Source organism: Polaribacter butkevichii (genome assembly GCF_038024105.1).
In the GTDB taxonomy this organism is placed as follows: domain Bacteria; phylum Bacteroidota; class Bacteroidia; order Flavobacteriales; family Flavobacteriaceae; genus Polaribacter; species Polaribacter butkevichii.
On record NZ_CP150661.1, the window covers coordinates 1,207,714 to 1,225,166 of the forward strand.

Below are 17,453 nucleotides of genomic sequence, written 5' to 3' on the forward strand. Positions count from 1 at the left end.
ATTAATCTATTGCTTTTAAACTTAAATCTAAATTATAAACCGAATGTGTTAATGCCCCAGAAGAAATAAAATCTACACCACATTCTGCATATTTTCTAATCGTTTCTTCATTAATTCCGCCAGAAGATTCTGTTAAGCAAGTATCACCAATTAAAGCAACTGCCTTTTTAGTATCTTCATAATTAAAGTTGTCTATTAGAATTCTATAAACGCCTTCGTTAGACAAAATTTCTTTAATTTCTTCTAAACTTCTTGCCTCTACAATAATTTTAATATCAAGATTCTTTTCTGCTAAATATTTTTTTGTTTTTGTAATTGCTGCTGTAATTCCGCCAGCAAAATCTATATGATTGTCTTTTATCATTACCATATCATACAACGCAAAACGGTGGTTTTCTCCTCCTCCTATTTTTACAGCCCATTTTTCTATAGCTCTAATTCCTGGAGTTGTTTTTCTTGTATCTAAAACCTTTGTTTTTGTGCCTTTTAGTAAGTTTGCAAAAAAGGCTGTTTTTGTTGCAATTGCAGACATTCTTTGCATAGCATTTAACACCAAACGCTCTGCCATTAAAATCGATTGAGATTTTCCGGAAACATGAAAAACAATATCTCCATATTTTACATCCTCTCCATCATTAATAAACGTTTCTACTTGTAAATCTTTATCAACATAGCTAAAAACTTGTTTTGCAAATTCTACTCCCGCTATAATTCCATCTTCTTTTACCAACAATTTTGCTTTCCCTTTAGCATCCGCCGGAATACATGAAAGTGATGTATGATCTCCATCGCCAATATCTTCTCTAATGGCGTTTTTTATAATTAAATCTAACTCGTTCTGAAATTGTTCTTTTGATATCATAATTATTGAATTCTGATGTAAAAATACTATTTTAATTATGAATTACGAATTATCAATTAGGGCAAATTATTGCAAATTCGTAAATCTTAATTCGTAATTTTGCACGTATGAAAATTAAATTACTAGCCATTGGTAAAACTGACAACAAAAACTTGATTCAGTTAATTGATGAATATCAAAATAGATTAAAACACTACATAAAGTTTGAGTTAGATATTATTCCTGACATTAAAAATGTAAAGAATTTAAGCGAAATTCAACAAAAAGAAAAAGAAGGAGAATTAATTTTATCTAAACTACAAAACACAGATCAATTGGTGTTGTTAGATGATAAAGGCAAACATTATAGTTCTATTGAGTTTTCTATTTACCTACAAAAGAAAATGAATGCTGGCATTAAACAACTCGTTTTGGTTATTGGCGGACCTTATGGTTTTTCTGATGCTGTTTATAAAAAATCAATAGGAAAAATATCATTATCTAAAATGACTTTTTCACATCAAATGATTCGTCTTTTTATTGTAGAACAACTCTATAGAGGTTTTACAATTTTAAAGAATGAACCTTATCATCATGAATAATCATTTTTATACTATTTTTTTACCTTACTATAATCTTGAGGAGAATAATTGGTGCTATTTTTAAAAGCAATAAAAAAGGGATTGTAAGAAGCAAAACCTGTTTTGTATGCCAAAGATTCTAACGTTTCTAAATTTAAAAAACCTTCATCTATAAGCTTAAGAGCGTCTTGTATTCTACTATTTTTTCTATATTCTGTAAAAGAAATTTTAGAGTGATATTTAAACAAATACACAATATGACTTGTTGGAACTCCTAACATTTCTGCAATGTCATTTTGTGAAACTTTTTGATTACGAAAAATAAATTTTTCTGTACTTAATTTATCAACCTCCTGAATATAACTTACAATATTAGCTCTTATATTTTCTTGCAATCTATAATCTTGACTATCTTCTTTAACAGCAACTTCTAAAACCCAATTACTACCAACAACATCATTCTGTAGATTTACAGCCTCTATTTTTTCTACTTCAGAATTGTTAAACTTTAACAAAGTTTTATTTAATACAGGCAATCCATATAAAATTTCTGGTGAAATTAAAATTTTAAAAAAAGCTGATGACCAAAAAATCACCGAAAAAACAGCCATTGTCTTTCCAGAAACCTTAACCCCTGTTTTAAACTCTGTATATAAAGAAACAAAAACCATTAAACTACAAAGCAGATTAATAATAAAAAAATATATAGTCCAGTTTTTAACCAAATTAAAATGATTTCTATTTAACTCTAAATTCTTTCTAAACCAAACCTTCTTTTTTAATAAATTAAAAATTAAAACGATATAAAATGTTACAAAAATTGTTATCAGATAAAAATTAGTCATCGATCCAAAGTAAAATAAAAAGCTATCACGTAGAACTTCAACTGAATTGATTAAATACAAAAAAATTATAAAAAAAAGATGTTTAAAATCTTTAGGATTGTATGCTGTTTTTGGGTCTGTTAAGTGCTTATAATACAAATACAAAGAAGGCGCTATTATCAAAAACAATAAAGAATACAATCCGCTGTCTGGTTTTACAACTGTTTGTAAACCTAAATTATAACTACCATGAAAAAAATAACGAAAAGAAACTACGCTTATAATTAGTACTAAAAAAAAATTACAAAATGGATTTGATTGATAAGACCTTAGCATTAAAGCTAAAGTAACTAGCCCAATAATACCTGTAAATAAAAATAAAAAGGCTTCTATCAAACTATTTTGGGGATTTATATTTTACCAAAATTACAAAAAATTAACATAGCTGTTTTATATTCTGTTACTGATTTATTAAAATCTTTACTGATTTCATTAAAACAACCATTACCTAACCATTTTAATGAAGTTTACTCTATTTATTTTTTTTAAGTTTGATTTAATTAGAAAATGACTTTAAATATACTTGTCAACTTAATTTTGTGTTTATAGAAAACAGAAAAAGTAATTTTTTAAAATTTGGGGGAATAATAAAATAATTTCTTTTAATTTTCACATAAGCACATGTTGACAAGTTATATTGTTCATCCTTAAAAAAGACTGCATCTAGTTAAATCTTAATTTTTACCTTTCGAGTTTAAATTATAGTTCTTCAGAAAAAATACATCTTAAAACACCTTTCTTAAATTATAGGTTTTCTATAGTAGATCTCATTAAAATTTCACTGTTTAATTTCTTACATTTGCTAAAATGAAACAGATGAAATTAGTTTTCGCCACCAATAATTTAAACAAACTTGCCGAAGTTCAAAAAATGTTACCAGACTCTATAAAATTACTGAGTTTAAAAGACATTAATTGTTTTGATGAAATAGAAGAAACAGAAACCACTTTACAAGGAAACGCTAAATTAAAAGCAGATTACATTACTCGTAAATTTAGTTTTAATTGTTTTGCTGATGATACCGGTTTAGAAGTAGAAAGTTTAGATGGTAAACCCGGAGTATATTCTGCTCGTTTTGCTGGCGAACCTGCTAATTCTGAAAATAATATGCAAAAACTTTTAGAAGATCTAAAAGATAAAACGAATAGAAAAGCACAATTTAGAACAGTTGTTTCATTAAATTTAAATGATGAGCAGTTTCTTTTTGAAGGTATCTGTAAAGGTGAAATATTAAAAAAGAAACATGGCGAAAAAGGTTTTGGATATGATCCTATTTTTAAACCAGAAGGTTTTAACGTTTCTTTTGCCGAAATGAGCTCAGAACAAAAAAACAATATATCACACAGAGGAATTGCCATACAAAAATTAGTACGCTTTTTAGAAGAAAAATATTCATAAAGCTATTATTTTACGTCTACCAAAAGAAAAAAACATAAAAAAAGCTTCCTGTTTCTAAAGGAACAACAGAATGGAACAAAAAAAATACACAAAACATTTTATCCTTTTATCTATTTTACTGGTAATTTTGTTCTTTTTAAACATCAGTTTAGGATCTGTTTCTATTCCTTTTAAAGATCTTTTTAATAGTGTTTTTGGAGGCACAGTAACTAAAGACAGTTGGAGAACCATAATTATCAATTTTAGAATACCTAAAGCTATTACAGCCATTTTAGTGGGATCTGGTTTGTCTATTTGTGGTTTGCTAATGCAAACTTTATTTAGAAACCCATTAGCAGGACCTTTTGTTTTAGGTATTTCTTCTGGTGCAAGTTTAGGCGTTGCAATTTTAATTTTAGGATCATCTGTTTTTGGAGGCTTCTTTCTAACCACCTCTATATCTAATTGGTCTTTACCCATTGCTGCTAGTTTAGGGGCTTTTTTAGTTTTATCCGCAGTTATTATAGCGGCTAATCGTGTAAAAAACACCATGTCAATTTTAATTATTGGTTTAATGTTTGGCTCTTTAACCTCTGCAGTAATAAGCGTTTTAGCCTATTTTAGTGAAGCAGCCCAAATTCAACAATATTTATTTTGGAGTTTTGGTAGTTTGGGCAATTTAACTTGGAATGAGATTACCGTTTTTGTTATTATTTATTCTATTGGCATTTTAGGAACCATCGCTGTTATAAAACCTTTAAACAGTTTTTTATTAGGAGAAAACTATGCAAAAAGCTTAGGTATTAACGTAAAAAAAAGTAGAAACATCATTTTACTAATTACCAGTATTTTAACAGGTGTAATTACGGCATTTTCTGGACCAATTGCCTTTGTAGGATTAGCAGTTCCGCACATTGCAAGAATGTTATTTGCAAGCTCTAATCATAAAATATTATTACCCGCTGTTGCAATTATTGGCGCCATTGTTTTATTAATTTGCGACGCTATTGCTCAATTACCAACTAGTGAATTTACACTTCCTATAAATGCTATTACCTCCTTATTTGGAGCACCTGTAGTGATTTGGTTATTGATTAGAAAAAAAAGATTATTTGTCTAAGGAGATATGAAGAGTACAGAGAAATTAAAAAAAAGTATTAAAGTGATAAAAAACTACAAAGTGGCAGGCTAAAATGAATAACAAAGTAGTAAAACAAACAGACAAAAACCTAAACCTCTGAAAACCTGAAACTTTAAAACTTAATTAAAAAAATTACGTCATTAAAAAAACAAACGAAAATATCATTTTAAGAACTGAAAATCTCTCTATAGGTTATCAGCAAAAAAAAGATGCTAAAATTATAGCTTCTAATATCAATTTAGAAATTGAACAAGGAAAACTAATTACCGTTTTAGGTAAAAACGGAATTGGAAAATCTACATTATTAAGAACACTTTCTAAAGTACAAAAAACTATTTCTGGGGATGTTTTTATCCATCATAAAAAACTAACAGTACTTAGCGAAAAAGAACTTTCTACACAATTAAGTTTGGTTTTAACAGAGCGTTTACCAGAAAGCCAATTAACGGTTTATGAACTTATTGCTTTAGGTAGGCAACCTTATACAAATTGGATTGATAAACTTTCTACCAAGGATATAGAAAAGGTAGAAACGGCAATTCATCAAACAGAAATAGAACACCTTAAAAACAATCGTTTTTACGAATTAAGTGATGGTCAATTACAAAGGGTTCTAATTGCAAGGGCATTAGCACAAGATACAGAAATTATTATTTTAGATGAGCCTACTGCACATTTAGATATGCATCATACCATTAAAATATTTTCGTTGTTAAAACGACTTGTAGCAGAAACTAACAAAACTGTTATTATTTCGTCTCACGAGATTAATTTATCAATTCAATTGGCCGATGAAATTATTCTTTTAACAGAAAACACATTACACAGTGGTACTCCATCAGAATTAATAGCAAGCAATGCTTTTGATACTCTATTTCCTAAAGGATTAGTTAATTTTAACAAAACGTTACAACAATTTGTGATTAACAAAAGTTAATTTTGATTTTCTGTTTTTAATTTAAAATCAGTTAATTTTTAATACTCACTCAAACAATTCAATGAAAAAACTACTTTACTCTTTTAGTCTTTTATTTTTTATAGCGTGTAGCTCTAGTCAAAACGCTTCTAAAGAAGATATAAACACAGATTACTCTGCTAAATATGCTGCTACAATTACAGCCGAAAATTTAAAAAAACATTTGTACATTTTTGCTTCTGATGAGTTTGAAGGAAGAAATACGGGAGAACCTGGACAAAAAAAAGCGATTAAATATTTAAAAGACTTTTACGTAAGTCAAGGAATTGCTTCTCCATTAGGAGGCGATGACTATTTTCAGGAAGTTTCTGCCGAATTTTTAAACAAAAACTCTAGACGTGGCCAATTAAAAGATTCTGAAAATGTTTTAGCCTATATTAAAGGTACAGAAAAACCAGATGAAATTGTTGTTATTTCTGCACATTTAGATCATGAAGGAATAAAAAATGGTAAAATTTATAATGGAGCTGATGATGATGGTTCTGGTTCTATGGCAATTTTAGAAATAGCAGAAGCGTTTCAAAAAGCTGCAAAAGCAGGCAAAGGGCCAAAAAGATCTGTATTATTTTTACATGTTACAGGTGAAGAAAAAGGATTACTTGGTTCTAAATACTACACAGAAAACCCTGTTTTTCCTTTAGCAAACACAGTGTGCGATTTAAATATTGATATGATTGGTAGAGTTGATAAAGCGCATACTTTAGACTCTAATTATGTGTATTTAATTGGTGCTGATAAATTAAGTACTGAGCTTCACCAAATTTCTGAAAATGTAAATACTAAATATACCAATATCAATTTAGATTATACATATAATGATGAAAATGATCCGAATCGTTTTTACTACAGATCTGATCATTATAACTTTGCAAAACACAACATACCTGTTATTTTTTACTTTAACGGAACACATGATGATTACCATAAACCCTCTGACACACCAGACAAAATTGAATATGATTTATTAGCAAAAAGAACACGCTTAGTCTTTTATACCGCTTGGGAAGTTGCCAATAGAGAATCTAGATTAATTGTTGATAAGGCACAGCCAAAAAAGAAATAAAGTCAATAAACTGTATTAACAAAAAGCAAAAAACCTCACAAATTTGTGAGGTTTTTTTATATTTAAAAAGAAGCTTTAAAGTAAATTTAACACCGTACTACTCCATTGCTTTTTTATAATTATTTAAAAGCTTTTGTACTTTTTCATTATCATAAACAATAGGATACAATTCTTTTAAAACAATATGGTAATCATAGTCTATTTTTAAAGCAGCAATTAAGTGCTTGTAGCCATATTTTTCTTTATTCAGAATAAAAAACAAACCTGCCAACCTGTATTCTATTTCTGCTGTATTTCTGTGCTTTTTTTGTGCCTTTATTAGAATACTAATTGCCTCTGTAAATTCGCCTAAAAAAGACAGAACATCTGCTAAACCAATAAAGCTTTCTAAACCATCATCATATAAACTTAAAGATTTTTTATACCCCGTTAAAGCTTCTTCATAAAAATTAAGTTTTAAATTTATTTCTGCATAACGTTTCCAATATAAAGCATTATCCTCTTCTATTTTTAATGCTTTAGAAAGATAATATGCTGCTTTTTCATAATTTTCTTCTATAAAATACAAATTAGATAATAACACCCAAGCTTTATCTAACAAAGGATCTTCATGAACCGCCTTTTTATAAAATGAAATAGCTTCTTCAAAATTTAGTAATTTTTCATAACATTCGCCTATTCTAGTATACACAAAAGCAGTTGCATCATCTAACTCTAAAGTAATTAGATAATTATCAATAGCTTCTTTATACCTCATTAACTGTTCTAAAGTTTTTGCTTTTTCTAAATATCCACCAATAAAAGATTCATCAATTAAAACGGCATAATCAAAAGAGGTTAATGCTTTTTCATAATCTTCTAAGATAAAATATTGCCTTCCTAGTTGATGCCATGCAACCTCACAATATGGGTTTATTTCTACATAGGTATTTAAATAAGTAATGGCTTCTTCATGCTCTTGTTCCATATCAAAACAATACACCACATTATACAAGGCAGAATAATCTTCAAAATCTACATTTACACATTTAGAAAACGTTAATCGTGCGTTTTTAAAATCATCTAAATACAAATACTCCATGCCTAAAAGAGACCAAACATCTACCTTATCATCTGTAAAAGTAAGTGCTTTTTTAAGTAAATCTATAGCTACTTTATGATTTCCTTTTTTAGAACTAATCGTTGCTTTTTGTATAAAAACCTCATCATTATTTGGCTCTAAACGTTCTATAATTTTCAACAACATAGAGGCTTTATCTAACTCATCTTCAAAAACATAAATCTCTACTTGTAATAATTTTAAATCTACAGAAGCAGGGTGTTGTTGCAACCCTAGTTTTACTGCCTTTTTAGCAAGTGCATGTTTACCTGCATCTAAATAATGTACAATTATTTCTTCAAATTCTACCAAATCAAAAAAATAAACCGAATTGGTTTTGAGCATCGATTCAAACTTTAAGAGGGACATAACTATTGGTTTTTACATTATATTTAAAGATACTACAACTCTTATCTTCCTTTTTATTTAGGCGCATTTGTTTTCAACAATTTAATTAACATTGAAGTGTTACCATTTTAGTAGATATAAATTTTGCACATACATTTATTTACAGTAATTTTGATTTTCAATAACTATCAGGCTAAATTGATAGCTTTCTTATGAGCAAAAAAACCTTACTTAACTCAAAGGATATTGAAATAATTTTACATCGATTAGCGTGTCAGTTAATCGAAAATCATAACGATTTTTCTAATACCGTTTTAATTGGTTTACAACCAAGAGGTAGTTTTTTGGCTAAAAGATTAGCTGATTTATTAAAAACTACTTACCACGTTGAAGGCTTACAATTAGGGCTTTTAGATATTACCTTTTACAGAGACGATTTTAGACGTAGAGATGCGCCTTTAGCAGCAACTGCCACTGAAATGGACTTTATTATTGAAGGTAAAAATGTAGTAATTATTGACGATGTTTTGTACTCTGGAAGAAGCGTAAGAGCTGCATTAACTGCAATGCAAGCCTACGGAAGACCAGATAATATAGAGTTATTAGTATTAATAGACAGACGTTTTAGTAGACATTTACCTATTCAGCCTAATTATAGAGGCAGACAAGTAGATGCTATTAATAAAGAAAAAGTGTTGGTAACTTGGGCAGAGACCCATAAAAAAGACGCAGTTTATATAGAATTAAAATAATTATGTCAGAATTAAGTGTAGAACATTTATTGGGAATAAAGTATCTAAAATCAACTGATATTGATCTTATTTTTAGAACTGCAGATCATTTTAAAGAGGTTATTAATAGACCTATTAAAAAAGTGCCTTCTTTAAGAGATATTACCATTGCCAACTTGTTTTTTGAAAACAGTACACGTACAAAATTAAGTTTCGAATTAGCAGAAAAAAGACTTTCTGCTGATGTTATTAACTTTTCTGCAGGGCAATCATCTGTAAAAAAAGGAGAAACTTTAATAGACACCGTAAACAATATTTTAGCGATGAAAGTAGATATTGTTGTAATGAGACACGCAAGTGTTGGTGCAGGAGTATTTTTATCTAAACACGTAGATGCTAAAATTATAAATGCTGGTGATGGTACGCATGAACACCCAACACAGGCCTTATTAGACTCTTACTCTATTAGAGAAAAATTAGGAAGTGTAAAAGGTAAAAAAATTGTTATTGTAGGTGATATTTTACATTCTAGGGTTGCCTTATCTAACATATTTGCATTGCAATTACAAGGTGCAGAGGTAAAGGTTTGTGGGCCTACAACGTTAATACCCAAATACATTTCTAGTTTAGGTGTACAGGTAGAAACCAACCTAAAAAAAGCATTAGAATGGTGCGATGTTGCCAATGTTTTACGTGTTCAGAATGAAAGAATGGATATTAAATATTTTCCATCAACTAGAGAATACACGCAACTTTTTGGAATTAACCAAGAAATTTTAGACAACCTAGATAAAAAGATTGTAATCATGCATCCAGGGCCTATAAACCGTGGTGTAGAAATTACAAGTGATGTAGCTGATTCTAACCAATCTATTATTTTAAATCAAGTAGAAAATGGAGTTGCGGTTAGAATGGCGGTTATTTATTTATTAGCGCAACAAGTTAAAAGATAAGTGATGCAAATAGACCAAAAAGAAACTTACACAATTATTAGTTGTGAAGAAAACACTTTCTCTGAATTTTACGATTCTTTCTTAATTGAAGAGGAAAAACGTCAAAAAGAAAACATTATTGTACAAATTTCTAATGATTGTAAGGCTTCTATCAAAGAATTTTTACTATTTTTGAGAATAGCAGAACAAAAAAAGGAAAATGGCACATCATTTGTAATAGTTAACTCTAATGTAAATATAGACGATTTTCCTGACAGTTTAAACATTACTCCTACTTTGCAAGAAGCAATAGATGTATTAGAAATGGAAGCTATGGAAAGAGAGTTAGGATTTTAAACAAGAAACAAATGATAAAAAAATTACTTTTAATTTTATTTTTAAGTAGTATGACTTTAGGTTTTTCTCAAGAAAAATCTATTGATGGTTTATCTGCTGCTCCAAATCCATTTACAAATTCTACAAAGGTTAGTTTTTTATCAACTACAAACTCAACAATCTATTTTACGGTTAAAAATGTATTAGGAAAAACCGTATATAGAAAAAGCATCCTAATAAAACCTGGCAAAAACACCATTCCTTTTTACAAGAATGATTTACCTACAGGGATGTACATTTATAGTATTCAAGATAAAAAGAAAACTATTTCTAAAAGACTTGTTATTAGATGAGTATAGCACTAACTATTTTAGGATGTCATTCTGCAACACCAAGATTAAACGCTTTTCCTACTTCTCAATATTTAGAAATTAACAATCGCCATTTTTTAATTGATTGTGGCGAAGGCACACAGCGTCAAATGAGAAAATATAAAGTTGGTTTTTCTAAGATTAATCATATTTTTATATCTCACTTACATGGAGATCATTTTTATGGCTTAGTTGGATTGTTAGCTACTTTTGGAATCTTAAACAGAGAGAAAGAGCTTCATATTTATGGACCAAAAGGCATTAAAGAAGTTACTTTATTGCAATTAAAAATATCTCAGTCTCACGCAAAATATACAATGATTTTTCATGAATTGACTTCTAAAAAAAGTGAACTCATATTTGAAGATGATAAAGTTTCTGTTCGTACCATTCCTTTAACACATAGAGTATACACAAACGGATATTTATTTACAGAAAAAGAAAAATCAAGAAAATTAAACATGCTAAATATTAGCGGATATCCAGAAATTGATAAAGCTGATTATTTAAATATTAAAGCAGGTAGAGATGTTGTTTTACCTTCTGGAGAAGTTGTGCCAAATGCAGCATTAACATTAAACCCTCCAAAACCTTTAAGTTTTGCTTTTTGTAGCGATACAAGTTACAAACCAGATATTGTACCTATTATTAAAAATGTAGATTTATTATACCATGAAGCTACTTTTTTACAAGATAGAGAAGATTTAGCAAAAAAAACAAGACATTCTACAACAAAACAAGCCGCTGAAATTGCAAAACAAGCAAACGTAAAAGAATTAATTATTGGTCATTATTCTGGCAGATATAAAGATATTTCTTTATTTAAAAAAGAAGCTCAAGAAATTTTTGAAAACACAAACTTAGCGGAACCAGGAAAAACATTTAAGGTTTAATTTTTTTATTAGAGACTATATTATAGAAGAGGCGGATAAATTACAGCAATTCAGCTTACTTTTTAATATTGATTTGTACTTAACATTACTAACGTACATGCAATTTCAGACTCAATATTATTATCTTTTAAAAGCTTTACAAACTCCATATTTTCAGCACCTGGATTAAAAATCACCCTTCTTGGTTTTAAGCTAATAATGTAATTATAATACTCTTCTTGTCTTTTAGGGTTTAAATACAAAGTAACCGTATCTATATTTTTGTACTCTTTTTTTTCATCATCAATTACAACACCTAAAACGGTACCTTTTTTAATTCCTATAGCTGCAACAGGTATTTGTTTATCTACCAATCTTTTAATAGCAATATTAGAATATTTATTAGGGTTTGTAGAGGCTCCTAAAACAAGTGTTACGTTTTTCATTTAGATAATAATTTAATTATATCACTAATATAAACAATTAAAAATTTAGTTCAAAGTCTATTAAAATATTACTTTAATAAAAAGAAAAAAAATCCATATTTTCTAGATTATAAAGGTTAGGGTGAAACTCGTTTAATTCTGAGTAACACTTTAACAAAATCTGAGAGATTTATAGATTTTATTTTGAGATATTGAAAAAGAATAAATACCCCATAAAAGTTAATCAAAAAAAAGGGATTGTAAGTCTGAGCTTGTAGAAAACTTTTTTATTTGCTCCCAAACAAGCTCAGTTAAATAGTTAGGCTAAATTTACCATCTAATAATAACACTACCCCAAGTAAAACCACTACCAAAAGCAGCTAAAACAACTAAATCGTTATCTTTTATTTTACCTTCTTCCCAAGCTTCTGTTAAGGCTATAATTACAGAAGCAGCAGTTGTGTTTCCATATTTTTGAATATTATTAAAAACCTTGTCATCTGGCAATCTAAACTTTCGTTGTACAAATTGAGAAATACGCAAATTCGCTTGATGCGGAATTAACATATCAATATCTTCCTTCTCTAATTTATTTGCAGTTAAACCTTCTACAATTGCTTCAGAAAAACGAGTAATTGCATGTTTAAACACAAATTGACCATTCATATAAGGATAATATGAAACATCATCAGGATTGTTTGCTTCTAAAATTTCTGGTACCCAATGTTTGGTTGATGGCCCTTCTAAGATCAATTCTTTAGCGTGTTTTCCCTCTGAATGTAAATGAGTTGATAAAATACCTTTGCCTGCTTCTTCACTTCTAGAAAGTACTGCGGCTCCTGCCCCATCACCAAAAATTACCGAAACATTTCTTCCTCTTGTAGATTTATCTAATCCTCCAGAATGATATTCTGCCCCAATTACTAAAATGTTTTTATACATACCTGTTTTTATAAATTGATCTGCAACAGACATTGCATAAATAAAACCAGAACATTGGTTACGTACATCTAAAGCCCCAATTGTAGGCATCTCTAGTAGATCTTGCACCTGAACTCCTCCTCCAGGAAAATACATATCTGGACTTAAGGTTGCAAAAACAATAAAATCAATATCATCTTTAGTTAAACCAGCTCTTTCTATAGCAATTTTAGATGCTTTTGCCCCCATAACTGCTGTAGTATCATCAGATTTAGGGTCAATCCAACGTCTTTCTTTTATTCCTGTTCTTTCTTGAATCCATTCATCTGAAGTCTCCATGAATTCTTTTAAATCGTTATTTGTAACAATATTTTCTGGAACATAATATCCAAGTCCGGTTATTTTTGAATTATACATAATTTTATATTGATTTTTTGATAATTTGCAACTTATAGTACATAAAAATACTAATTTATAAAAATAATTAAGATACTTGCCATATAAAATAATAATTCTGTCATCTTGTCATAAAATTCTCTTTGGTATTTTTTTTGACTATTACAATCACAAATAATATTTTAAACAAAACAAATATAAAATGGCAAAAGGAAATATTAATGTATCGGTAGAAAACATCTTTCCACTGATTAAAAAATTCTTGTATTCTGATCACGAAATATTTTTACGTGAATTAATTTCTAACGGAACAGATGCAACTTCTAAATTAAAACACTTAATTGCTATCGGTGAAGCAAAAACAGAGTTAGGTGATGCTAAAATTGAAGTAAGCATTGATAAAGAGGCCAAAACAATTACCATTAAAGATCAAGGTTTAGGAATGACTGCAGATGAGGTTGAAAAATACATCAACCAAATTGCATTTTCTGGAGCTGAAGAGTTTTTAGATAAATATAAAGACAACGAAGCAGGAATTATTGGTCATTTTGGATTAGGTTTTTACTCTGCTTTTATGGTTGCAGAAAAAGTAGAATTAATTACAAAGTCTTTTAAAGACGAACCTGCTGCACATTGGACTTGTGATGGTTCTCCAGAATTTACGTTGGTAGAAAGCGATAAAAAAGATAGAGGTACAGAAATTATTTTACACGTTGCAGAAGACTCTTTAGACTTCTTAGAAGAAAGTAAAATTGAAGGTTTATTAAATAAATACAATCGTTTTAACCAAGTACCAATTAAATTTGGAACAAAAGAAATTAACGATCCTGAGTTTACACCTGCAACTACAAAAGATGCAGATGGTAAAGAAACTACAGAGCCTCATAAAAAAATTACTGTAGATAAAATTATTAACAATACAGAACCTGCTTGGACAAAAGCCCCTGCAGATTTAAGTGATGAAGATTACGAAAATTTCTACAGAGAATTGTATCCAATGCAATTTGAAGAGTCTTTATTTCATATTCATTTAAATGTTGATTATCCTTTTAACTTAACGGGTATTTTATTTTTCCCTAAGTTATCTCCATCAATGGATGTACAAAAGGATAAAATTCAATTATACCAAAATCAAGTTTTTGTAACGGATAATGTAGAAGGTATTGTACCTGATTTCTTACAAATGTTAAAAGGTGTTATCGATTCTCCAGATATTCCTTTAAACGTTTCTCGTTCTGGTTTACAAGCAGACGGAGCTGTAAAGAAAATTTCTGGTTACATTACTAAAAAAGTTGGTGATAAATTAGCTTCTCTTTTCAAAAAAGACAGAGCAGATTTTGAAACAAAATGGAACGATATTAAAGTAATTATTGAATACGGAATGTTGTCTGAAGATAAATTCTTTGACAAAGCTAAGAAATTTGCATTGTATCCAACAGTTGCAGATGCTTTCTTTACTTTTGATGAATTCCTGGAAAAAACAAAAGATACTCAGACTGATAAAGACGGAAATCACGTTATTTTATATACCTCTAACAAAGAAGCTCAACACAGTTATATACAAGAAGCTACAGCAAAAGGATATGAAGTATTGTTGTTAGACTCTCCTATTATTTCGCATTTAATGCAAAAATTAGAAGGATCTGGAGAGAAAATAAAATTCTCTAGAGTAGATGCTGATCATGTTGATAATTTAATTAAGAAAGACGAAAACATCATTTCTAAATTATCTGACGAAGAAATAGCTACCTTAAAACCAATTATAGAAGGTGCAGTAAATTCTAAAACATATACGGTACAATTAGAAGCAATGGATTCTAACTCTTCTCCGTTTATGATTACAGTACCAGAATTTATGCGTAGAATGAAAGAAATGCAAGCTTCTGGTGGTGGCGGAATGATGGGAATGGGTAATTTCCCAGACATGTACAATTTAGTTGTAAACACAAACAGCCCATTTGTTTCTGAAATCTTAAATAATAAAGATGAGGCTGCTCAGAAAGGTTTAATTTCGCAAGCATTTGATTTGGCTAAATTATCTCAAAACCTTTTACATGGTGAAGAGCTAACAAACTTTATTAAACGTTCTTACCAATTGATTAAATAGTAAAAACGTCATTATAAATGAGGAACGAATGAAATAATCTGTTTCTTTAAATTTACAGATTGCTTCGTACTTCGCAATGACTTATAATACCATAACCTCTCTGTGTATTCAGAGAGGTTTTTTTATTTGCCTTTTTTATCAGAATAAACAGCATCTAACCTCTTTTCTATTAAACTTAAATATTATATTTTTTTCTTTTGATAATTTTAATGTTTTGTACTTTTGGGCTAAGAATTAAACCTCACAATGAAACTAACACATACAAACAGCTTACCAGAAATAGGTGTAAGCCATAATACAGATATTAAGAAAAAGGTTTTTATAGAAAAAGGAGTTGTTCCTCAATTAATGATGTTTGGTTCTGCTACTTTTAAACCAGGACAAGCTGTAGAAACACATAAGCACGATACCATGTATGAGGTTTTTTACATACAATCTGGTAAAGCAGAATTTATTGTAAATAATAAAAAAATGATATTAATCTCTGGTGATTGCATCACTATCGAACAAGGTGAGTTACATTCTATGAGCAATCCATTTTCTAAAAATGTTACTTGGGTTTATTTTGGAATTGCAACAGATAATTAATACAAAAGACTAAGATTTGTTTGTACTTTTTGATTTTAAAGATAAAAACGAGTAAATTCGTTATATCTATCTTTATAAAGATTATAAACTGCTTTTAAATTACTGAAATGAAAAAATACATACTACTTTTAATACTAGGTCTTTTAATAACAAGTTGCAAAGAAGATAAAGAAGTAAGCTCTATGAATGTAAAGAATTGGACCAAAAGATATGCGAATATCAATCCAAAAGATTCTTTAGAATACGGAAAATCTTACCTTTCTATTTACTCTCAAATTTATAGTGTTTCAGAACACAAAACACATAGTTTAACAGCTATGGTTAGTTTAAGAAATACAAGTGATACAGATACTATCTATCTATTAAAAGCAAACTACTATGATACCCATGGTAAGTCGGTTCGTACGTATTTTAAAAAGCCTATTTATTTAGCGCCATTAGAAACTACAGAAATTATAATAGACGAAATTGATACTGAAGGCGGTACAGGCTCTAATTTTATTTTTGAATGGAAAACACCAAAAGGCTGTCCGGAACCTTTATTTGAAGGCATTATGAATTCTACAAAAGGACAACAAGGTTTGTCTTTTTCTACACAATCTAAAAGAATTAAATAGTAGTAATTAAAAATCACAACTTTGGTAAACTAACTCAAAACGATATTTTACCTTTAAAACAAACCGCATTACTCATTCTTACTTTTAAACTCCTACTCTATTCAATAGTTTTGATATGTAATTATTAAAAAACATATCATGAAAACGCAATTTGATTTATCAATAAAAACACCTTGTTTAGAAAAATTTGACAATTTTACAAAAACTAACAACGGAGGCTTTTGTAATTCTTGTAACAAAGAAGTTATCGATTTTACAAAAATGACTTCGCAACAAATTATTGAATATTTTAAGAAACCAAAAAACGGTACTTGCGGTGTTTTTAATAAAATGCAATTAACTTCTTATCAAGAAAAAACGCTTCCTAAAAATAGATGGCAATTTAGAGCGCTTGCAGGGTTAGGTTTGTCAATTATTTCTTTGTTTCCTATAAATGAAATGAAAGCACAAGAACAAAAAAACAAAACAGAAATTCATAAAAATACGCTAACCAATAAAGTTGTTTCTACAGAGAAACAAGAAGCACAAATTGTAAAAGGAATTATTAGTGATGAAGACGGTGTTTTACCTGGTGCTAGTATAGTATTAAAAGGAACTACAATTGGGGTTGCAACCAATTTTGATGGCGAATTTACGTTTCCGAAACCATTGCAAAAAGGCGATGTTTTATTGGTAAGTTATTTAGGCTATCAGACGGAAATTTTAGTTATTAAAGAAAAACAATTAAATATAAATTACAACTTAGAGTTAAAGCTAGACTCTTGTAACATAATGGGGAAAGTTACTACTAACAAAGTATTTAAAACAAAACGTTCTTTATGGAAAAGATTAACTTCTAAAAATTAAA

The 17,453-nt window shown here is 29.0% G+C and carries 19 protein-coding genes; 14 read left to right on the forward strand and 5 right to left on the reverse strand.

The genetic code is table 11. The annotated features are described in order from the left end of the window. Position 1: 1 nt before the first annotated feature. Entirely contained in the window at positions 2-862 is an 861-nt protein-coding gene (gene nadC / locus WG951_RS04915; RefSeq protein ID WP_105049077.1) for a carboxylating nicotinate-nucleotide diphosphorylase, read from the reverse strand. A gap of 107 nt (positions 863-969) precedes the next feature. Here nadC and rlmH point away from each other — a divergent pair, with 107 nt between their 5' ends. Continuing rightward, positions 970-1,443 (forward strand): 23S rRNA (pseudouridine(1915)-N(3))-methyltransferase RlmH, encoded by a 474-nt coding sequence (gene rlmH, locus WG951_RS04920; RefSeq protein ID WP_105049078.1) that lies wholly within the window; start codon positions 970-972, stop codon positions 1,441-1,443. A gap of 11 nt (positions 1,444-1,454) precedes the next feature. Here rlmH and WG951_RS04925 read toward each other — a convergent pair whose 3' ends face one another. Beyond that, positions 1,455-2,642 carry a helix-turn-helix domain-containing protein gene (locus WG951_RS04925; protein ID WP_245893509.1) on the reverse strand — a complete coding sequence of 396 codons (1,188 nt, stop codon included), beginning with the start codon at positions 2,640-2,642 and terminating at the stop codon, positions 1,455-1,457. 480 nt (positions 2,643-3,122) lie between these two features. Between WG951_RS04925 and WG951_RS04930 the strand changes: the two genes are divergently transcribed. The 4 genes from WG951_RS04930 (at position 3,123) to WG951_RS04945 (ending at position 6,863) form a co-directional block, all read left to right on the forward strand. Continuing rightward, the gene (locus tag WG951_RS04930) at positions 3,123-3,704 is read left to right on the forward strand and encodes a non-canonical purine NTP diphosphatase (RefSeq protein ID WP_105049394.1); all 582 of its coding nucleotides are present in this window, start codon (positions 3,123-3,125) and stop codon (positions 3,702-3,704) included. Positions 3,705-3,774: 70 nt separating this feature from the next. Beyond that, positions 3,775-4,803, forward strand: a complete 1,029-nt coding sequence (locus tag WG951_RS04935; protein WP_105049079.1) for a FecCD family ABC transporter permease — start codon at positions 3,775-3,777, stop codon at positions 4,801-4,803. 253 nt (positions 4,804-5,056) lie between these two features. After that, positions 5,057-5,761, forward strand: a complete 705-nt coding sequence (locus tag WG951_RS04940) for an ABC transporter ATP-binding protein (protein ID WP_317044727.1) — start codon at positions 5,057-5,059, stop codon at positions 5,759-5,761. A gap of 61 nt (positions 5,762-5,822) precedes the next feature. Further along, positions 5,823-6,863 carry a M28 family metallopeptidase gene (locus tag WG951_RS04945; protein ID WP_105049081.1) on the forward strand — a complete coding sequence of 347 codons (1,041 nt, stop codon included), beginning with the start codon at positions 5,823-5,825 and terminating at the stop codon, positions 6,861-6,863. A 97-nt stretch (positions 6,864-6,960) separates the two neighbouring features. Here the strand turns inward: WG951_RS04945 and WG951_RS04950 are convergent, their stop codons facing one another. After that, positions 6,961-8,331 carry a tetratricopeptide repeat protein gene (locus tag WG951_RS04950; protein ID WP_105049082.1) on the reverse strand — a complete coding sequence of 457 codons (1,371 nt, stop codon included), beginning with the start codon at positions 8,329-8,331 and terminating at the stop codon, positions 6,961-6,963. Between the two features lie 191 nt (positions 8,332-8,522). Between WG951_RS04950 and pyrR the strand changes: the two genes are divergently transcribed. From pyrR to WG951_RS04975, 5 genes are read left to right on the forward strand one after another with little or no spacing between them, the layout of a single operon-like run. Further along, the gene (pyrR, locus tag WG951_RS04955) at positions 8,523-9,062 is read left to right on the forward strand and encodes a bifunctional pyr operon transcriptional regulator/uracil phosphoribosyltransferase PyrR (RefSeq protein ID WP_105049083.1); all 540 of its coding nucleotides are present in this window, start codon (positions 8,523-8,525) and stop codon (positions 9,060-9,062) included. A gap of 2 nt (positions 9,063-9,064) precedes the next feature. Further along, the gene (locus tag WG951_RS04960) at positions 9,065-9,994 is read left to right on the forward strand and encodes an aspartate carbamoyltransferase catalytic subunit (protein ID WP_105049084.1); all 930 of its coding nucleotides are present in this window, start codon (positions 9,065-9,067) and stop codon (positions 9,992-9,994) included. A 3-nt stretch (positions 9,995-9,997) separates the two neighbouring features. Further along, the gene (locus WG951_RS04965; protein ID WP_105049085.1) at positions 9,998-10,330 is read left to right on the forward strand and encodes a hypothetical protein; all 333 of its coding nucleotides are present in this window, start codon (positions 9,998-10,000) and stop codon (positions 10,328-10,330) included. An 11-nt stretch (positions 10,331-10,341) separates the two neighbouring features. Next, a complete protein-coding gene (locus WG951_RS04970; RefSeq protein WP_105049086.1) occupies positions 10,342-10,662 on the forward strand; it encodes a T9SS type A sorting domain-containing protein in 321 nt (106 codons plus the stop codon). Further along, complete coding sequence (locus WG951_RS04975) at positions 10,659-11,573, forward strand: ribonuclease Z (protein ID WP_105049087.1); 915 nt, start codon at positions 10,659-10,661, stop codon at positions 11,571-11,573. The genes WG951_RS04970 and WG951_RS04975 overlap by 4 nt, the downstream gene beginning before the upstream one ends. A gap of 62 nt (positions 11,574-11,635) precedes the next feature. Here the strand turns inward: WG951_RS04975 and WG951_RS04980 are convergent, their stop codons facing one another. Together WG951_RS04980 and WG951_RS04985 are read right to left on the reverse strand one after the other, a co-directional pair. Then, positions 11,636-11,998 (reverse strand): CoA-binding protein, encoded by a 363-nt coding sequence (locus tag WG951_RS04980; protein WP_105049088.1) that lies wholly within the window; start codon positions 11,996-11,998, stop codon positions 11,636-11,638. Positions 11,999-12,307: 309 nt separating this feature from the next. Further along, on the reverse strand, positions 12,308-13,315 hold the full coding sequence (locus WG951_RS04985) for a 3-oxoacyl-ACP synthase III family protein (RefSeq protein WP_105049089.1): 1,008 nt from the start codon (positions 13,313-13,315) through the stop codon (positions 12,308-12,310). A 181-nt stretch (positions 13,316-13,496) separates the two neighbouring features. On the opposite strand from WG951_RS04985, the gene htpG reads away from it, so the two are divergent. From htpG to WG951_RS05005, 4 genes are all read left to right on the forward strand, one after another. Continuing rightward, positions 13,497-15,401 carry a molecular chaperone HtpG gene (gene htpG, locus WG951_RS04990; RefSeq protein WP_105049090.1) on the forward strand — a complete coding sequence of 635 codons (1,905 nt, stop codon included), beginning with the start codon at positions 13,497-13,499 and terminating at the stop codon, positions 15,399-15,401. 246 nt (positions 15,402-15,647) lie between these two features. Beyond that, complete coding sequence (locus tag WG951_RS04995; protein WP_105049091.1) at positions 15,648-15,989, forward strand: cupin domain-containing protein; 342 nt, start codon at positions 15,648-15,650, stop codon at positions 15,987-15,989. Positions 15,990-16,096: 107 nt separating this feature from the next. Then, a complete protein-coding gene (locus WG951_RS05000) occupies positions 16,097-16,606 on the forward strand; it encodes a DUF3124 domain-containing protein (RefSeq protein ID WP_105049092.1) in 510 nt (169 codons plus the stop codon). 138 nt (positions 16,607-16,744) lie between these two features. Further along, positions 16,745-17,452, forward strand: coding sequence for a carboxypeptidase-like regulatory domain-containing protein (locus WG951_RS05005; RefSeq protein ID WP_245893510.1), 708 nt, complete (start codon positions 16,745-16,747; stop codon positions 17,450-17,452). Position 17,453 lies beyond the last annotated feature (1 nt).

What these genes read in the sequence shown, in the direction of transcription:
- nadC (WP_105049077.1), bottom strand. Translation starts at nt 862, where the DNA reads ATGATATCAAAAGAACAATTTCAGAACGAGTTAGATTTAATTATAAAA.
- rlmH (WP_105049078.1), top strand. Translation starts at nt 970, where the DNA reads ATGAAAATTAAATTACTAGCCATTGGTAAAACTGACAACAAAAACTTG.
- WG951_RS04930 (WP_105049394.1), top strand. Translation starts at nt 3,123, where the DNA reads ATGAAATTAGTTTTCGCCACCAATAATTTAAACAAACTTGCCGAAGTT.
- WG951_RS04935 (WP_105049079.1), top strand. Translation starts at nt 3,775, where the DNA reads ATGGAACAAAAAAAATACACAAAACATTTTATCCTTTTATCTATTTTA.
- WG951_RS04945 (WP_105049081.1), top strand. Translation starts at nt 5,823, where the DNA reads ATGAAAAAACTACTTTACTCTTTTAGTCTTTTATTTTTTATAGCGTGT.
- WG951_RS04950 (WP_105049082.1), bottom strand. Translation starts at nt 8,331, where the DNA reads ATGTCCCTCTTAAAGTTTGAATCGATGCTCAAAACCAATTCGGTTTAT.
- pyrR (WP_105049083.1), top strand. Translation starts at nt 8,523, where the DNA reads ATGAGCAAAAAAACCTTACTTAACTCAAAGGATATTGAAATAATTTTA.
- WG951_RS04960 (WP_105049084.1), top strand. Translation starts at nt 9,065, where the DNA reads ATGTCAGAATTAAGTGTAGAACATTTATTGGGAATAAAGTATCTAAAA.
- WG951_RS04965 (WP_105049085.1), top strand. Translation starts at nt 9,998, where the DNA reads ATGCAAATAGACCAAAAAGAAACTTACACAATTATTAGTTGTGAAGAA.
- WG951_RS04970 (WP_105049086.1), top strand. Translation starts at nt 10,342, where the DNA reads ATGATAAAAAAATTACTTTTAATTTTATTTTTAAGTAGTATGACTTTA.
- WG951_RS04975 (WP_105049087.1), top strand. Translation starts at nt 10,659, where the DNA reads ATGAGTATAGCACTAACTATTTTAGGATGTCATTCTGCAACACCAAGA.
- WG951_RS04980 (WP_105049088.1), bottom strand. Translation starts at nt 11,998, where the DNA reads ATGAAAAACGTAACACTTGTTTTAGGAGCCTCTACAAACCCTAATAAA.
- WG951_RS04985 (WP_105049089.1), bottom strand. Translation starts at nt 13,315, where the DNA reads ATGTATAATTCAAAAATAACCGGACTTGGATATTATGTTCCAGAAAAT.
- htpG (WP_105049090.1), top strand. Translation starts at nt 13,497, where the DNA reads ATGGCAAAAGGAAATATTAATGTATCGGTAGAAAACATCTTTCCACTG.
- WG951_RS04995 (WP_105049091.1), top strand. Translation starts at nt 15,648, where the DNA reads ATGAAACTAACACATACAAACAGCTTACCAGAAATAGGTGTAAGCCAT.
- WG951_RS05000 (WP_105049092.1), top strand. Translation starts at nt 16,097, where the DNA reads ATGAAAAAATACATACTACTTTTAATACTAGGTCTTTTAATAACAAGT.
- WG951_RS05005 (WP_245893510.1), top strand. Translation starts at nt 16,745, where the DNA reads ATGAAAACGCAATTTGATTTATCAATAAAAACACCTTGTTTAGAAAAA.